15 protein-coding genes are annotated in these 15,364 nt (G+C 40.1%); 11 read left to right on the forward strand and 4 right to left on the reverse strand.

Translation table 11 applies throughout. The features are described from left to right. Positions 1 to 59: 59 nt before the first annotated feature. Entirely contained in the window at positions 60 to 1,064 is a 1,005-nt protein-coding gene (locus GXP67_RS35770) for an IS110 family RNA-guided transposase (RefSeq protein ID WP_162447576.1), read from the reverse strand. Positions 1,065 to 1,371: 307 nt separating this feature from the next. Here GXP67_RS35770 and GXP67_RS35775 point away from each other — a divergent pair, with 307 nt between their 5' ends. Next, a complete protein-coding gene (locus tag GXP67_RS35775; RefSeq protein WP_162447577.1) occupies positions 1,372 to 2,241 on the forward strand; it encodes a DUF5694 domain-containing protein in 870 nt (289 codons plus the stop codon). Between the two features lie 148 nt (positions 2,242 to 2,389). Further along, a complete protein-coding gene (locus tag GXP67_RS35780) occupies positions 2,390 to 2,950 on the forward strand; it encodes a dihydrofolate reductase family protein (RefSeq protein ID WP_162447578.1) in 561 nt (186 codons plus the stop codon). 309 nt (positions 2,951 to 3,259) lie between these two features. On the opposite strand, the gene GXP67_RS35785 is transcribed toward GXP67_RS35780, so the two are convergent. Beyond that, on the reverse strand, positions 3,260 to 4,432 hold the full coding sequence (locus tag GXP67_RS35785; RefSeq protein WP_162442238.1) for an IS91 family transposase: 1,173 nt from the start codon (positions 4,430 to 4,432) through the stop codon (positions 3,260 to 3,262). Next, a complete protein-coding gene (locus GXP67_RS35790; RefSeq protein WP_162441534.1) occupies positions 4,429 to 5,343 on the reverse strand; it encodes a tyrosine-type recombinase/integrase in 915 nt (304 codons plus the stop codon). The genes GXP67_RS35785 and GXP67_RS35790 overlap by 4 nt, the downstream gene beginning before the upstream one ends. A 204-nt stretch (positions 5,344 to 5,547) precedes the next feature. Here GXP67_RS35790 and GXP67_RS35795 point away from each other — a divergent pair, with 204 nt between their 5' ends. From GXP67_RS35795 to GXP67_RS35825, 7 genes are all read left to right on the forward strand, one after another. Beyond that, a complete protein-coding gene (locus GXP67_RS35795; RefSeq protein WP_162447579.1) occupies positions 5,548 to 6,393 on the forward strand; it encodes an alpha/beta fold hydrolase in 846 nt (281 codons plus the stop codon). Positions 6,394 to 6,756: 363 nt separating this feature from the next. After that, positions 6,757 to 7,704 carry a polysaccharide deacetylase family protein gene (locus GXP67_RS35800; RefSeq protein WP_162447580.1) on the forward strand — a complete coding sequence of 316 codons (948 nt, stop codon included), beginning with the start codon at positions 6,757 to 6,759 and terminating at the stop codon, positions 7,702 to 7,704. 178 nt (positions 7,705 to 7,882) lie between these two features. Continuing rightward, complete coding sequence (locus tag GXP67_RS35805) at positions 7,883 to 8,248, forward strand: nuclear transport factor 2 family protein (RefSeq protein WP_162447581.1); 366 nt, start codon at positions 7,883 to 7,885, stop codon at positions 8,246 to 8,248. A 146-nt stretch (positions 8,249 to 8,394) separates the two neighbouring features. Further along, positions 8,395 to 8,850 (forward strand): anthrone oxygenase family protein, encoded by a 456-nt coding sequence (locus GXP67_RS35810; protein WP_162447582.1) that lies wholly within the window; start codon positions 8,395 to 8,397, stop codon positions 8,848 to 8,850. Positions 8,851 to 9,036: 186 nt separating this feature from the next. Continuing rightward, the gene (locus GXP67_RS35815) at positions 9,037 to 9,390 is read left to right on the forward strand and encodes a nuclear transport factor 2 family protein (protein WP_197901614.1); all 354 of its coding nucleotides are present in this window, start codon (positions 9,037 to 9,039) and stop codon (positions 9,388 to 9,390) included. Between the two features lie 110 nt (positions 9,391 to 9,500). Then, complete coding sequence (locus GXP67_RS35820) at positions 9,501 to 9,977, forward strand: GNAT family N-acetyltransferase (protein WP_162447583.1); 477 nt, start codon at positions 9,501 to 9,503, stop codon at positions 9,975 to 9,977. A gap of 100 nt (positions 9,978 to 10,077) precedes the next feature. Then, positions 10,078 to 10,986, forward strand: coding sequence for an alpha/beta fold hydrolase (locus GXP67_RS35825; protein ID WP_162447584.1), 909 nt, complete (start codon positions 10,078 to 10,080; stop codon positions 10,984 to 10,986). Between the two features lie 97 nt (positions 10,987 to 11,083). Here GXP67_RS35825 and htpG read toward each other — a convergent pair whose 3' ends face one another. Then, positions 11,084 to 12,907: a molecular chaperone HtpG gene (htpG, locus tag GXP67_RS35830; protein ID WP_162447585.1), complete on the reverse strand. Its 1,824-nt coding sequence runs from the start codon at positions 12,905 to 12,907 to the stop codon at positions 11,084 to 11,086. Between the two features lie 276 nt (positions 12,908 to 13,183). Here htpG and bshC point away from each other — a divergent pair, with 276 nt between their 5' ends. Both bshC and GXP67_RS35840 read left to right on the forward strand, forming a co-directional pair. Further along, positions 13,184 to 14,770 (forward strand): bacillithiol biosynthesis cysteine-adding enzyme BshC, encoded by a 1,587-nt coding sequence (gene bshC, locus GXP67_RS35835; protein WP_232064797.1) that lies wholly within the window; start codon positions 13,184 to 13,186, stop codon positions 14,768 to 14,770. After that, entirely contained in the window at positions 14,757 to 15,335 is a 579-nt protein-coding gene (locus GXP67_RS35840) for a 5-formyltetrahydrofolate cyclo-ligase (protein WP_162447586.1), read from the forward strand. Before bshC ends, GXP67_RS35840 begins: the two co-directional genes overlap by 14 nt. Positions 15,336 to 15,364 lie beyond the last annotated feature (29 nt).

The raw sequence follows: 15,364 nt of genomic DNA on the forward strand, positions 1-15,364 counted from the left end.
AACGACCAGTTTGTGAGGAGGTTTGCTCCGAAATCTATGAGTAAGTCAAGTGTTTTTGACTATATTTTATCCAATTTTTCAACATACGGAGTGCCCCTTTTGACAACGGCTACAATCTGATGTAAAAGCTTATTTTGGATCGCATTTAACACCGACATTTTTGGCTTGCCTTCCTCTACCTTTCGCTTAAAATAAGCTTTAAACTCATGATTGTATTGGATACTACTCATGGAGACCAGATACAAGATTCGTTTGAGTTCTTTGTTGGCAAATTTGGAGACACCTGTTTTTCCATATACGCTTGTGCCACTTCGGTATTCAAAAGGAGCTACTCCACAATAGCAGGCCAGTTTTCTCCCATCTTCCATCTTGGTAAAGCCTTGCGTATAGACAAGCAGAGTAATGGCTAGAACCTTGCCTACCCCTTTAATGGAGGTGACTAAGTCATACTTTTTCTTTAATTCCCCATCTTGCTCGATGAACTCACTCATCTTTTCTTCCACCTGCTCTAAGCTCTTTTCCAGCCCTTTAATGGCCTCCTTGTTGATCCGCTCGAGGGTTTTGCCTGAAGTTTCATCCACCGATAGCATTTCTTTGACGGTGGTTTTAATAGAGTGTAAGGCTTTCTTGAGCCGGTTTCTATTGGCCTGTAAATCTTTGAGTTTTTCTATGGTCAACCCACTTAAGTTGACAAGAACAGCTTTATCCTGATGCAGAAAAGCATATTTAGCAATGCGTTCTGAGTCAATCTTGTCATCTTTGCCTCTTGCCAAACCAATGCTTCGCTTGATCTGCAAAGGCGTTTCCAGCCAGACAGCTACCCCTCTGCTCATCAGATAATGAACTAGTCTACGTGTGTACAATCCGGTATGCTCCATACAAAAAAGGGTATCTATTTCCAATTCACACCCATACTGCTTTAGCCACTGCTTCATTTTTTGGAAGCCTTGCATGTTGTTATTAAATTTCTGATAGCAAAGCTGTTTATCAGCTACCCGGATCAGACATACATCTAAACTCTCCTTGGCCACATCCGTGCCTACTACATAGGGATAAGTGTTCATACGCGTGAAAATAATAGTGAGACATCCATCTAAACCTTGATACTGGGGCCGGACCCCGAAAATCTATATGATACTTTCTCACAATAAAAGGCTGCCGGACTGAATCGGACCATAGGACCTTCTCGCCTTATTAGCGCATAGTGCTCCGGCTGCCTATTTGTGGATAAGATGGATAACTCTGCTCACCCTAAAGCTTTACAAGAGTTACCCACTTACCCACAAATGTTACAACAATGGTTTTTATTGTATCAATCTCTTTGTTTTGTTATATTGAGCTAATCTAAAGATTAGCGATAATTAAGAAACAATGAAAATCAGATTAACTCCAATTTTATTAGTAAGCATTCTTATTTGTTGTAAACAGGAATATAAAGATGAAAATACAACCATCACTCATGTAGACCCTACAAAGGAAATTCTTTTGATAGGAACTTTTCACTACAATAATCCGGGGGCTGATGTAGCAAAAACAAAATCATTCGATATTTTAAGTGAGCAGTCACAACTTGAACTGGAAGGGATTTCTTCAAGTATCAAAAAATACAATCCTACCAAAGTATTTGTAGAGTGGCCCTTTAAGGAGCAAAGCAAACTAGATTCTCTATATAGGCTGTATAAAGAAAACAACTATTTCACCAATGATAGTCTTTCTGATTTTTATTTAAAAAACGAAATCTTTCAATTGGCTTTTAGGGTTGCCAAAGGGAATAATTTAGACAAAGTGTATGGAATAGATTACCCCGAAACGCAATTCCCTTATCAGGAGGTTATGCATGATATTGAATCAAATAATCAACTTAAGCTCAAAGAGCAAATCGAAAAATCCATTGCTCACTTCACATCAGGTTTTGATAATATGATTGAATCTGGCGCTTCCCTGAAAGAACTCACCTTTGCTATGAACACAAAAGAGATGCGACATGCCTCCAATGACCTTCACATCAATATATTTTCCTTGGCGGGTTCTACAGATGACTTTAATGGTGTCTTCCTGACATCAGAGTGGTACAAAAGAAATTTGTATATGTGGTCATTGATTCAAAAATATACTTCCGATTCAGATGAACGAGTAATGGTTTTAGCCGGCTCTAGTCACACGGCTATGATAGACCTGTTTGTGAAAGAAAATAAAGATTGGAAGATTAAGGAATTGAAGGAAATTATGAACGAAAAATAATATAGCTAACCCTGGTTTCGACCAACCAGCGGCCTATTCCTATCACAACCTAAACACAAGCATTCGCTGCCAGGAAGCCATGCTCCATTAAAGTTCATTCCAAGATGTTTGCAAGTAACCAACAGTGAATAACAACTAAAAACAAGATATGAGAAAGATAGTTGCAGCAATCAATATGACACTTGACGGGTTTTGCGATCATACGGTAATAACGCCGGATGAAGAAATACATCAACACTATACAGAACTGCTAAGGAATGCAGGTGTCATTCTATACGGCAGAATCACCTATCAACTTATGCAATATTGGCAACCTCTCGCAAAAAATCCGTCAGGTGAAAAATCAATGGACGACTTTGCCAGGGCCATAGACAAAATACCAAAAATTGTCTTTTCGCATACGCTGAAAAATGTAGAATGGGACAGTGCCAGATTGGCAACTCAACCTATTGAAGAAATGGTTTCAGAACTTAAACAACAACCGGGTAAAGACATTTTCGTTGGCAGCCGGAGTTTAATTATACAGCTACTGAAACTTAATTTAATCGACGAATACCAGCTTTGTGTTCATCCTGTTGTTGTGGGAAAAGGTTTGCCATTGTTTGAAAACATAACCGACAGGACAATTCTTCAACTTTTACATACAAAAACCTTTAACTCCGGAGCAATCATACTCTACTACAAACGCGCTAATCCCGAGCATAAGTAATTTGTATTTGATAAAGATAACTTCCGCTAACATATAAGGGTTCATGGGGTGGTCTTAACCCACCATGAACCCTGTGTTGCACGAAACCGGGTGGTTTAACCTGCCCTTATTTATGGGGAATCAATCAATAGAGAAGAAGCTTCTGGGTGAAGCGGTAGTACACTAAAAGAAGATAGTGTAAAAAAAGGAAGAGAAAAGATCTCACTATTTGTAAACTGAGCAGCCGTGTTGGCTCCAAGTAAGGTGACTATATTCCAACATGGGCAATAACTTTCCCGGCCAATTTTTTGAGTGGCTTTTTTATTCTACTCAGGCAGTTTTCAAGTGTAAAGCTATCGATAGCAGGTAAGCCCTATCAGGTGGGGAACGGGCTGCTTCAAAGCGCAAGATTTCTCTCATGCGGCCTTTGCTGCAGCAAGGACACAGGTCTATATCATAGCCTAAGCGTTCTTTGCAGATGCTTTTCCAGTCCGACACTCTTTTTTCCGGCGTAGCTACTCTCAAATCTTGTCTGGCCAGTGCTAAATCATGGGCTTTTGCTTTGGAAGACAAAATGCCATAGTGGCGGATGCGGACAAACTTTGGTGGCAGAATGTGCAGGCTGAAACGCCTGATGAACTCAGTAGCCTCCAAACTCATGGTTTTCTTTGCTGCTTCTTGCCGGTAATCTTTGTAAGCGAAGCTCACCTTGCCATCCTCTATACTTTGGAGGCGGTGATTGGAGATAGCTACTTTGTGGGTGTAACGTCCCAGATATTCAATCACCTGAGCAGGACCTAAGAAAGGCCTTTTACAGTATACCACCCAGTCTTTGGCAAATAACTCTTTCCATAGCCCATTATCCACCTGTGCTTTATTAGCAGAAAGAAAGCTTCTCAGTAGTGAGACATAGCGAGCACGGAACACTTTACTGAGTGCTTTGACCGGGAAAAGATATTTACCTGTACTTCTGGCCTTTTTCCAGTGGCCACTCCCAGAGATCCCTCCACCCGGCACAATACAATGCAGATGTGGATGCAGTGAGAGGTTCTGTCCCCAGGTGTGCAGAATGGAGATCATACCTGTTTTAGCACCCAGATGCTTGGGATTATTGGCAAAGCTGTTGATCGTAGACCAGGCTGTCTTGAAGAGCAAAGCATAGAGTTCTTGGGGATACTGCAGGCACAATGGGTTAAGGGAGTGAGGCAAGGTGAAGACCACATGAAAGTAGCTGACCGGTAACAGGTCTGCCTCCCTTTGCATAATCCACTTTTCACGATTGGTAGTCTGACACTTAGGGCAGTGTCTGTTGCGGCAGCTGTTGTAGCTAATACGCAGGTAGCCACAACTATCACAGGCATCTATATGGCCGCCTAGTCTGGCAGTACGGCAATGCTCAATCGCCTTTAGGGTGGAGAACTTGTGAGCAGAGACTGCATGCGTGGCCATAAACTCATGTAAGTGAGCCGACAGTATATGGGCTAACTCTAGGGCAGGCTTCATGCCTCCTTTGTATAGAGGGTATCTAGAGGAGAGAAAGGAGCTTTTCTGCCAAGTCCTGCCATGTGCAGATATACAAGGGTAGTTTCCAGGAAGCTATGGCCTAAAAGTTCTTTGATGGAGACAATATCCAATCCATCTTCTAGCAGATGGGTGGCATAGGAATGGCGCAGGGTATGTACACAGATGCCTTTCTTTTTGATGCCCGCTTTACTAACTGCATCCTGCATGAGCCATTGCACGCCTTTGCGGCTGAGCTGCGAGCCATATTCCTTGCCATTGAAGAGGTAGTAGTGGGGTTTGCAGGCAGACAGGTAGGAGAGCAGTCCTCTTTTCATCAGCTGGGAGAGGGGTACATAGCGGTCTTTTCTTCCTTTGCTTTGGCGAATGTGGATCTGCATGCGGTCAAAATCTAAATCTGAGATCTCAAGCCGGCATACTTCCTGCATGCGAAGGCCTGCTGAATAGATTAAGGCCAGCAGCACCCGGTGCTTTAACAGACGGGGTGCTTTGAGCAGAGCTTTGACTTCCTGCTTACTGAGGACCGCTGGCAGTTTGTGTACTTTAGGGATGGAAGGTAGGCGGATAGCCCGGTCATCTCTGCCGGTAAGCCGGTAGAGCAGGCGCAGGCCATAGACAGCATGTTTGAAAGAGCTTTTAGAAGGCTTGTTCGTTTTCTTCTGCAGCATCCACAGGTAATCTCTGACCTGATCTTCGTCTAGTTCGGTAGGCAACTGATTGTAGTAGAGAGCAATCTGAGCCATGTGGCGGGAGTAGTTTTTTAACGTGCTCAGACTTCTGCCAGACAGGGAGATATCCCTTTCCAGCTTGTTGTAAAGGAGAGAAAATCCGCTTACCTTCAGGCAAGCCTGTTGGATAAAAGTAGGGTGGGTGTTAGTGTTTGGTGTTGACATAGTGGTAAGAGTTTGGTGAAACATACTCCTATAACTATTCCCACCTACCAACAGGCTACCGTAGGTTTAGTGCAACAACATCTACAATGCATGCCGCCAGTTTGATGACTATTTTTATTAAAACAGCAATACAAGAAACAACAGGCAGTAGATTAAAAAATGGGCGATTGTTTTTCTTGCATTTGCAATATTGACTTTAACTTCATGCAACCAGAACAAAAATCAGAAATAATAAACAGCAATATGGCATCAGTGGCTATGGACAGCCTGAATATGGAGAGCGGATATTCCCAGGTGAATGGGCTGAAAATGTATTATGAAATTTATGGACAGGGCAAACCGCTTGTTTTAATTCACGGTGGAGGCTCAACAATTCAGTCAAATTTTGAAAAAGTTATTCCGTTACTGGCAAAAAACAGAAAAGTGATTGCTGTTGAATTGCAGGCGCACGGACGTACCAATGACAGAAATACCGACCTTACATTTGAACAAGATGCAGACGACATTGCTACCCTTCTAAAAAACCTGAACATGGATAGCACTGATTTTTTCGGCTTCAGTAATGGAGGAACAACTGCCTTGCAAATTGCCATTCGACACCCTGAAATAGTTAATAAAATCATTCTAGGGCCTGCCCTTGCCAAGCGCAATGGCGTTCCTGAACAGTTCTGGGAATTTATGAAACAAGCACGGTTGGAGAATATGCCACCACAACTTAAAGAAGCCTACCATAAAGTTTCATCAGTTCCAACGGGTTTGCAGGTGATGCACGATAAAGACGCAAAGAGAATGGTGGACTTCAAAGATATTCCAGACGAGCAAATCAAATCCATAAAAGCCTCAACTTTAATCATAATAGGCGACAAAGACATAATTACACCCGAACATGCTATAGAAATGTATAGACAAATCCCCGATTCAGAATTAGCCATAATTCCTGGTGGACATGGAGAGTACATTGGGGAAATAACAACCTTGAAGCCAGACTCTAAAGAAAGTGATTTTGTTATCCCTTTGATTGAAAAGTTCCTTAACAAAAAGAAAGGATAAAACATGAACCGACAACTGGTACGCCTCAGCGAAGGGTGTTATAGTGAACACCAGGTATGCGGGTGGCTTTGTTATATTAAGCAAGTGCTAAAAAGATGAATAAGTTAGTTGTTACTTTGATAGTAGTTCCATTCTTATGGAATTATACCCCACCAAAGGCATTCATTGAAGAGGAAGTCTGGAAGGAAATAGGCAGTTAACACTGGTTTTACTAAAAACCAACCAAAGAGAACCGTATTACAGAAAGTAAAAACAAAAGGCCGTGCGCCTACCTATCATCAACCGCCTTATCTTAGGCCGGTATGCGAAGGTTTGTGGGCTTTGCGGCAATAAAACAAGAAACGATATATTGATACAGGAATTATGATAAAAACTCTGATTTTTTTACTTTTAGTGATGGTTTCCGGTCTAGCCACCCCTCACAAAAAAGAAGCCAATGCCCAAGAGAAAAAACAAATAAAACCTAAAATATCTTTCACCTTTGATGACGGTGCCATCCATGATATTGGTAACTACAATTTAGAAACATGGAATCAGCTGTTGCTTGATAACTTGAAGAAACACGATCTAAAGGCTATTTTATTTTCATCGGGATATAATAAGACAAGCGAAAAAGGAAAATATGTTCTATCATCCTGGAATAATTCAGGGCATTTTATTGCAAATCATACTTTTTCGCATCCAAACTTTAACTCTAACAATACTTCGCTTGAAGCCTTCAAGCTTGAATTAATTCAGAATGATACTCTCATAAATAAATATTCCAATTATTATCCCTATTTCAGATTTCCCTATTTAAAAGAAGGAAACACCATAGAAAAAGTGAGCGGGTTCAGGCAATTTCTGAAACAAAAAGGATATAAAAACGGACATGTTACCATTGATGCCTCGGATTGGTATATTGACAGCAGATTAGTAAAAAGGCTTAAAGAAAACCCCAAAGCAGATATTTCGGGATTCAGAGATTACTACAAAACTCATCTGTTCAACCGGGCATTATTTTACGATTCCTTAGCTTATCAACTCACAAACAGACGTATCAATCACGTTATATTATTGCACCATAATTTATCAGCCTCTTTGTTCTTAGACGACTTAATTGGGCACTTTAAGGAAAATGGATGGGAAGTAATAGATGCAGATAAGGCATATAAAGATAAAATCTACAATGAAGAACCTGACAACGTTCCGGCAGGAGAAAGCTTAATCTGGGCATTAGCAAAGAAATCTGGCAGGTTTGATGAAGTGCTCAGATACCCTGCAGAAGATAGTAAATATGAAGCGCCCTTAATGGATGCATCAGGACTCTGATATGGTAATTTAACAAGGAAGAAAAACTATTGAGAACACCGGCTATAGAGCAACCTTGTGCAGCATGTGCAGAACTAAAGTTCATTATCCTTGCCTGAGGTGTAGCTTAGTTTGATAGCAGTACTGCTGATAAATTATATTACAATTGTATTTGGTATCACTCATTAAATTGAAAAAAATGGCATCTACACAAGAAGTAACAGGTGAATCAGACAAAGCAATAGAGGTTGTACTCACTTTTATTCAGGCTTTGAATAATGAAGACTTTCAAACGGTAAGAGACTGCTTAAGCGACGACATGGTTTTTAATGGCGTACTCGGGCATAGGGAGGGCGCAGACCAGTATGTAAAGGACATGAAACAGATGAAGTTTAAATACAATATTCAAAAGAAATTTGTGGCAGACAATGATGTTTGTCTGCTATATGATATAGATATGTCAGGCAAAACCATCTTCACTTGTGGCTGGTATCAGGTGCAGGACAATAAAATAAAGTCACTAAAAGTTATTTTTGATCCCCGGCCCTTGCTGGAACAAAAATAACTCATGACAATAAATAAGAAAGCAATTTTCCGACACTAGATAATAGCTTCAACAAGAGTCCGGTATATAAGCCTTATTGATGGCCCTCTGTAAACGCTTGTGTCTGGAGTATTGGCAGTCTTTTAGAAAAAACAGCAGATTCATCTATGTTACTTACAATTGTCCGGTTTCTGAATATATTCTTAGCAGCTTTAGTGGCAGGAACAATCTTTGGCATATGGCTGGGGTACGATCCTCATACTTTATCAGCTTCTACCTACGTTGAGCAGCAACAGAACACTATTCGGGCGCTGAATGTGCTTATGCCGCTGCTTGGATTTATTACGATCCTGGTTACGGCACTATCGGCATATCTTCAAAGAGCACAAAAAGCCATTCTGCTTACCTTACTGATGGCGGCAGTATTGCTTATCGCCAGTGGACTTATTACCAGGTTTGGAAATCAACCGATCAATAGTATAGTAATGACCTGGAATGCCAGTTCTCCTCCAGTTAACTGGACCCAGCTTCGTGATCAATGGTGGTTTCTGCATATGCTTCGGACATTCTTTTCTGTGGTAGCCCTCTGCCTCATTATAGCGGCAAGTATCAAAAGAAATTAAATCTTGAGAGATATAATTTTACAATATGGTTACGCATTTATGAAAGGAATCACAGATAAGTTTACACAACAATCTAAGGAAGGCAGTTGCCACCCCTAAGTCAATGCTATAGACAATGTACAACGATTCCGCTATTGAAAGCTTCGTTAGCCTTCTATGAAAAAGAATTATAATAAATATTGAGATATGACAATAGAAGAAGCCAGAATTTTCGCAGAAAAATGGATAAGCTCCTGGAATACGCATAACCTTGATGACATTTTGAGTCATTATGCAGAGGATATAGAAGTAACCACACCCATGATTAGAATTGCCACAGGAGGTGAGCAGTCAACATTAACAGGCAAACAAGCAGTGGCAAACTACTGGGCCACTGCACTAAAGAAATTACCAGACCTAAAATTTGAGTTAGTTGAAGTAACGACAGGCGTCCATTCCGTTGCATTATATTATAAATCGGTAATGGGAAAGATGGCCATTGAAGTTATGTTCTTCAATCAAGAGGGAAAAGTAAATAAAATGATGGCTCATTATACTTAATCATTATCATTTTACATTACAGCGAAAATATCTATCCAAGTTATATTTAAATGACTGTCTGGTTTGCTGATTCTCTAAAAGTATAAAGCGCCATCAGTGTATTATCGGAAATGAGTAAAATACAATTCAAACTAATTTCTCCCGGAGATCATGAGACTATTGAGCTTATTGCCCAATGGTATGAAATCCAATGGAATATTCCCGCGAGTGTAACTATCAAAAAGATCAATGCATTTTCAACCAATGGCTTAGAGCGCCAGGTAATAATGTTGCTTGAAAACTCACCTGTAGCAACCGCCGGGATATATCATCACGTTAGTTTAGTAGATAAAGTACCCAGATTTGGTATGTATAAACACTGGTTAGCTTTAGTATATACGCTGCCTGCTCACAGGAATAAAGGATTAGGTGCTCTGGTTTGTAATTATATGCAAGATCAAGCAAAGGCACTTGGCATAGCGCAACTCTATCTTTTCACCCATACTGCTGAAACGCTTTACACCAGATTAGGCTGGCATCCTATTGAGCGATTAGAGCTGGGTGGGAAAAATATTGCAGTTATGAAAAAAGACCTGGCATATTTATAGAATCTTATGAACTCTATAGTGTTCTAATATTATTTCCAGACTACTTTAATCCAATTACTACATATGTTAATTAACATCAATAGAAGTTTATTCACCACTCATGAATATTAAGAAAACCTCATATTTTAAAGATAAGCAGCGGGATATTGATTATTTCAAACAATGGGTTACCCAACTCGAACAAGCCAATGGAAGAACGTATGAAAGCATAACTATTCCAACGGCCATCGGCAATACACATATCTGGGGCTTGCATACACAAGATCATTCGCTGGAAACCCTTGTTATTTTTCCTGGTGCCAGAACGACAGCGCTGTTCTGGGATCTGGATAAAGGGTTAGATAATCTAAATCAAAAACTGAGAATATTTTTAGTGGAGACCAATGGCTTACCCAATTTGAGTGATGGAGCATCGCCTGATATTAAATCGTTAGATTTTGGGTATTGGGCAAATGAGGTTTTAGAGAAACTGGGTATTGAGAAGGCATTTATCGCAGGTGCATCTTTTGGAGGCTTGGTATGTATGAAATTAGCCATTGTACATCCTGAGAAAATAAAAGCAGCCTTCCTTTTAAATCCGGGATGTTTGCAGCCATTTTCCTTAACGTTTAGTAACCTATATTATAATCTATTGCCGATCATCAAGCCGACCGAAAAAAATGTCCTGAAATTTTTAGACAAAGCTGTCTTCGCCAAACCGAATCATGTATTATCTGCGAAAGCCGAAAAGATGCTTGTTGATTATGAGGTTTTCGCATTAAGACGCTATACAGACAATACACAAAAACCTTACTATATGAACCATGAGTTAGCCCAGGTGAAAGCGGAAACATATTTACTGGAAGGAGATAAAGATTTGTTGTTCCCTTTTAAAAAGTCGATCAGCAATGCTCAAAAACACATAAAGAGGTTAAAAGAAGTAAAAGTATTTGAGAACGTGGGTCACGGCATTGAAACCTATCCCAAAGCCATGAATTATATAGGTGATCTGATCAAAAGCCATCAGTAATGAAACTTGGATCTAACTAAAACAAAAAGCCATACAACAATGTTTGGCTTTTTGTTTTAGAAGGCATTTGTATTTGCCTACTTTACAGACTATACTTTTACTTTGTCAGATCCAGCGTGCGATGGATAAAGGCAGTCAGCTCAGCTCCGGAAAGCATATTCTGAGAAAGCAAGGCAAGGTCGTAAGATTGACGGATCAGTCTTGTTTTTTCGGTTTCGTCCTGTTCTTTCAAAATCCGGTTGATCAGGCTGTGATTGGCATTAATTGCTACGTTATACGTTACAGGCATTTCACCAAACATTGCCATACCGCCATTGGCAGACATTTCTTTCATCCGCCTCATAAATTCAGGCAAGGTAATTACTACCGGCAACTCATCTACCGGCAAGGACTCTACCGCAATATTCAGATTCTTATTATTCAATGTGGCCTCAAAAGTTTCCTTCAGCGACTTCTTTTCATCTTCAGAAAGCACACTTTCGTTAATAATGCCTTTGTCGATCAATTTATCTATAGTATCGGCATCCACCCGCTTCAGATTGGTTTTTTCCAGCTTGCGTTCCAGGGCACTGATAAAATGGCTATCCAGCACACCGTCCAGCTTTAATACATCATATACCCGCTTCTTAGCAGATTGGATATAACGGTCTTGTTTGCCAGGGTCGTTGGTATAAAGGAAAGTTACACTGTCATCTTTATCTGTCTGGTTAGCCTGCACATGCTCGCGGTATTCATTAAAGGTAAAGAACTGACCTTCTGTATTTTTCAGCAGACAGAAATCTTTGGCTTTGTCATAGAACTTATCATCGGTGATCATGCCATATTTGATGAATAAACCGATGTGGTCAAATTTATCTTCGAAACCTTTACGGTCGTTTTTGAAAAGCTCATGCAGTTTGTCACCTACTTTTTTGGTAATGTGTGTATTGATTTTTTTTACATTGGCATCAGCCTGCAAAAAGCTTCTCGATACGTTAAGCGGAATATCCGGTGAATCAATTACACCATGCAACAGCATCAAAAACTCAGGCACTACATCTTTTACTTCATCGGTAATAAACACCTGACGGGAATAGAGCTGAATTTTATCTTTATGCAGGTGCAGTTCATTTTTTACTTTCGGGAAATACAGAATACCTGTCAGGTTGAAGGGATAATCCACGTTAAGGTGAATCCAGAACAGCGGATCTTCTGACATGGGATACAACTCTTTATAAAATTTGAGATAATCCTCATCTTTCAGGTCAGCCGGAGATTTTGTCCAGAGCGGAGCCGTTTCGTTAATTACTTTGCCATCAAACTCAATCGGAACAGGCAGGAATTTGCCATATTTATTGAGAATGCTCTGAATGCGGAATTTATCCAGAAACTCTTTGGAATCTTCTGCTATATGAAGAATAATGTCAGTACCCCGTTCTTGTTTATCTGCTGTGGTAATTTCAAACTCGGTGGTTCCTTCACTCACCCAACGGGCAGGCTCTGCGCCTTCCTGATACGATTTTGTAATGATCTCCACCTTTTCTGCTACCATAAAGGCTGAGTAAAAACCCAAACCGAAGTTACCAATGATCTGGGCATCCTGGCCTTTATCTTTGTATTTTTCTACAAACTCAGTCGCGCCGGAAAAAGCAATCTGGTTAATATATTTTTTAATCTCTTCGGCTGTCATGCCAATGCCCTGATCGCTGACAGTGATAGTTTTAGCGGCTTCATCTAAGGTAACTGTTACTTTCAGGTCACCTAGCTCTCCATTAAATTCGCCCAGGGAAGATAATCTTTTTATTTTCTGGGATGCATCCACCGCATTGGAAACAAGTTCCCGCAAGAAAATTTCATGGTCGGAATATAAGAACTTTTTAATGATGGGGAAGATGTTCTCGGTATGAATGGAAATGTTACCTTTTTCTCCTGTAATGGCCATAGTTTGGAAGTTTAGCGTTAAAAGTTCTTTTTATAGAATGTTATAGATCAATTCAATGAATATACGCCTGCTCACTTTCAAAATTATTGCCAGCTACTACCTAATCTGACACACTGGCAGAGATTCGTTATTAGTTACTGGTCAATAACCAGTACTCGATAGTAAGATTATGTTATATTCAACTTGATACAAATGTTTTTTATTATAATTTATGATGGCCATTAACGCCTGACTATAGACCATTAACTATTCAATATTCCTTCTATATTTGCAAGCATGTCCATCCCAGATGCTTCCGTAATGAATGTCGAAAAAATTGATCTTTCTCAGATAAGGCAATTTTCCTCCTTTTTCTTAGATTATATTTCCCAAAAAGATACGTTACAACCGTTTTATCAACACTTTCCAGAACTTAAAAACTTTCAGCCTCAACTTGAGCAGAAGCAATTCAGCCAGGCACAAAGGAAGGATTTGCATGCCGTTTTGACGGAGCAATACAAACCTATCCCTTCCTTTCCACAGCAGCAAATTGACTCCCTATTGCAGGAAAACACATTCACCGTTACGACTGGTCACCAACTCAATATTTTCGGCGGACCTTTGTATCTGATGTATAAGCTGGTTACAGTTATCAATCTGGCGGAAGCACTTAAAAAGCAGTATCCCAACTATCATTTTGTGCCGGTATACTGGATGGCTACCGAAGATCATGATTTTGCAGAAATCAACCATTTTCATCTGTTTGGAAAAAAATATGAGTGGACAACCCAGCAGAAAGGCGCTGTAGGACGCATGAATCCTGCTGAAATAAATGCTATTCTGGATTCATTGCCAGAAAAACTCCCTTTATTTGAGAAAGCATATCTGGAGAATAAAACATTAGCTGAAGCTACCAGAAGCTGGGCTCATGAACTGTTTGGAGAACAAGGTTTACTGTGTATAGATGCAGATCATCCTTTGCTGAAATCTCAATTAAAAGACGTGATTCGCAAGGATATTTTTGAATCCATTACCTATACCTCGGTAAGCCATACATCAGAACAGTTGAAGAAATCAGGCTATGAAACCCAGGTTAATCCCCGGCAAATCAACTTTTTCTATCTGGATCAAGGAGTAAGGGAACGCATTGTACAGGCTAATGACAGATATGAAGTATTAAATACGCCGCTTTCTTTTTCTGCGGATGAACTAAATCAACTGATCGAAGAACATCCCGAGCGGTTCAGTCCGAATGTATTATTGCGTCCGGTTTACCAGGAGATCATACTACCCAACCTGGCTTATATTGGTGGTCCGGCAGAAGTGATTTATTGGTTGCAACTCAAAGCTTTATTTGATGCGCTGGGCATTGCTTTTCCCATTGTTATGCCGAGAAATTTTGCATTATTTATCTCCAAAACATATCAGAAAAAATTACACAAGCTTGGCATCCTACCGGCAGATTTGTTTCTGGAAGAAAATGACCTGAAACGGAAACTGGTTGAAGGAATGGTAGAAGAACCTGTGCAGGTACAACAGGAACAACAGGAAATAGAAAAAGCTTTTCAGTCGCTGGTAGAAAAAGCACTTCTGCTGGATAAAACCCTGGAAGGATTTATAAAAGCTGAACAGCAGAAGACCATAAAATCTCTGGAAAATATTGAGAAGCGTTTGAAAAAAGCGGAAGAAAAAAACCAGGAAACCAGTATCAGTCAGTTGTTAAATGTAAAGTCGAAGCTATTTCCAAATGGCGGCCTGCAGGAACGCACAGATAATTTTCTCAACTTTTACCTCAACGATCCTCAGTTTATAACTACTTTATTGCAATCATTTGATCCCCTGGATTTCCGTTTTCAGATCCTTACGGAAGATGACCAAAGCTGAGCTCAGAAAACAATTAAAAGAAAAACGGCAACAAGTACCTGCTGAAGAGATTGAAGCCCAGAGCAGACTAATTTGCAGGCTATTTTTCCAGCATTTCGATCTGGCAAATATACATTCCCTGCATATTTTTTTGCCCATAGTTAAGTTCAAAGAAATTAATACCTGGCCCATTATTGATTTTCTCCAGGTTAATTTTCCCGATGTTCATGTTGTATTTCCTAAAACCAATACAGAGGATTTTTCTATGGAAAGTTTTCTGTATGATTCAGATCTGGTGCTGGCAGAAAATGCATGGGGTATTACTGAGCCTATACAAGGCAAACGTGTAGCACCTCACAACATTGACATGATTATACTACCACTGCTTGGTTTTGATAGTACAGGAAACCGGATTGGGTATGGAAAAGGTTTCTACGACCGATTCCTCTCAACTTGCCGAATAGATATTATCAAGATCGGATTAGCTGTGGAGGAGCCTTTACTAAGGATTGATGATATCAATAGTTTCGATATTCCCATGGATTACTGCATTACGCCACAGCAGGTATGGCATTTTGGCAGATAGTGTTAAAAGAATGATTTTAAACAGACATT

Origin of the sequence: Rhodocytophaga rosea (assembly GCF_010119975.1) — a bacterium.
GTDB lineage: Bacteria > Bacteroidota > Bacteroidia > Cytophagales > 172606-1 > Rhodocytophaga > Rhodocytophaga rosea.

What these genes read in the sequence shown, in the direction of transcription:
- GXP67_RS35790 (WP_162441534.1), bottom strand. Translation starts at nt 5,343, where the DNA reads ATGTCAACACCAAACACTAACACCCACCCTACTTTTATCCAACAGGCT.
- GXP67_RS35785 (WP_162442238.1), bottom strand. Translation starts at nt 4,432, where the DNA reads ATGAAGCCTGCCCTAGAGTTAGCCCATATACTGTCGGCTCACTTACAT.
- GXP67_RS35820 (WP_162447583.1), top strand. Translation starts at nt 9,501, where the DNA reads ATGAGTAAAATACAATTCAAACTAATTTCTCCCGGAGATCATGAGACT.
- GXP67_RS35795 (WP_162447579.1), top strand. Translation starts at nt 5,548, where the DNA reads ATGCAACCAGAACAAAAATCAGAAATAATAAACAGCAATATGGCATCA.
- GXP67_RS35815 (WP_197901614.1), top strand. Translation starts at nt 9,037, where the DNA reads ATGACAATAGAAGAAGCCAGAATTTTCGCAGAAAAATGGATAAGCTCC.
- GXP67_RS35810 (WP_162447582.1), top strand. Translation starts at nt 8,395, where the DNA reads ATGTTACTTACAATTGTCCGGTTTCTGAATATATTCTTAGCAGCTTTA.
- GXP67_RS35770 (WP_162447576.1), bottom strand. Translation starts at nt 1,064, where the DNA reads ATGAACACTTATCCCTATGTAGTAGGCACGGATGTGGCCAAGGAGAGT.
- GXP67_RS35800 (WP_162447580.1), top strand. Translation starts at nt 6,757, where the DNA reads ATGATAAAAACTCTGATTTTTTTACTTTTAGTGATGGTTTCCGGTCTA.
- GXP67_RS35825 (WP_162447584.1), top strand. Translation starts at nt 10,078, where the DNA reads ATGAATATTAAGAAAACCTCATATTTTAAAGATAAGCAGCGGGATATT.
- GXP67_RS35840 (WP_162447586.1), top strand. Translation starts at nt 14,757, where the DNA reads ATGACCAAAGCTGAGCTCAGAAAACAATTAAAAGAAAAACGGCAACAA.
- htpG (WP_162447585.1), bottom strand. Translation starts at nt 12,907, where the DNA reads ATGGCCATTACAGGAGAAAAAGGTAACATTTCCATTCATACCGAGAAC.
- bshC (WP_232064797.1), top strand. Translation starts at nt 13,184, where the DNA reads ATGTCCATCCCAGATGCTTCCGTAATGAATGTCGAAAAAATTGATCTT.
- GXP67_RS35780 (WP_162447578.1), top strand. Translation starts at nt 2,390, where the DNA reads ATGAGAAAGATAGTTGCAGCAATCAATATGACACTTGACGGGTTTTGC.
- GXP67_RS35805 (WP_162447581.1), top strand. Translation starts at nt 7,883, where the DNA reads ATGGCATCTACACAAGAAGTAACAGGTGAATCAGACAAAGCAATAGAG.
- GXP67_RS35775 (WP_162447577.1), top strand. Translation starts at nt 1,372, where the DNA reads ATGAAAATCAGATTAACTCCAATTTTATTAGTAAGCATTCTTATTTGT.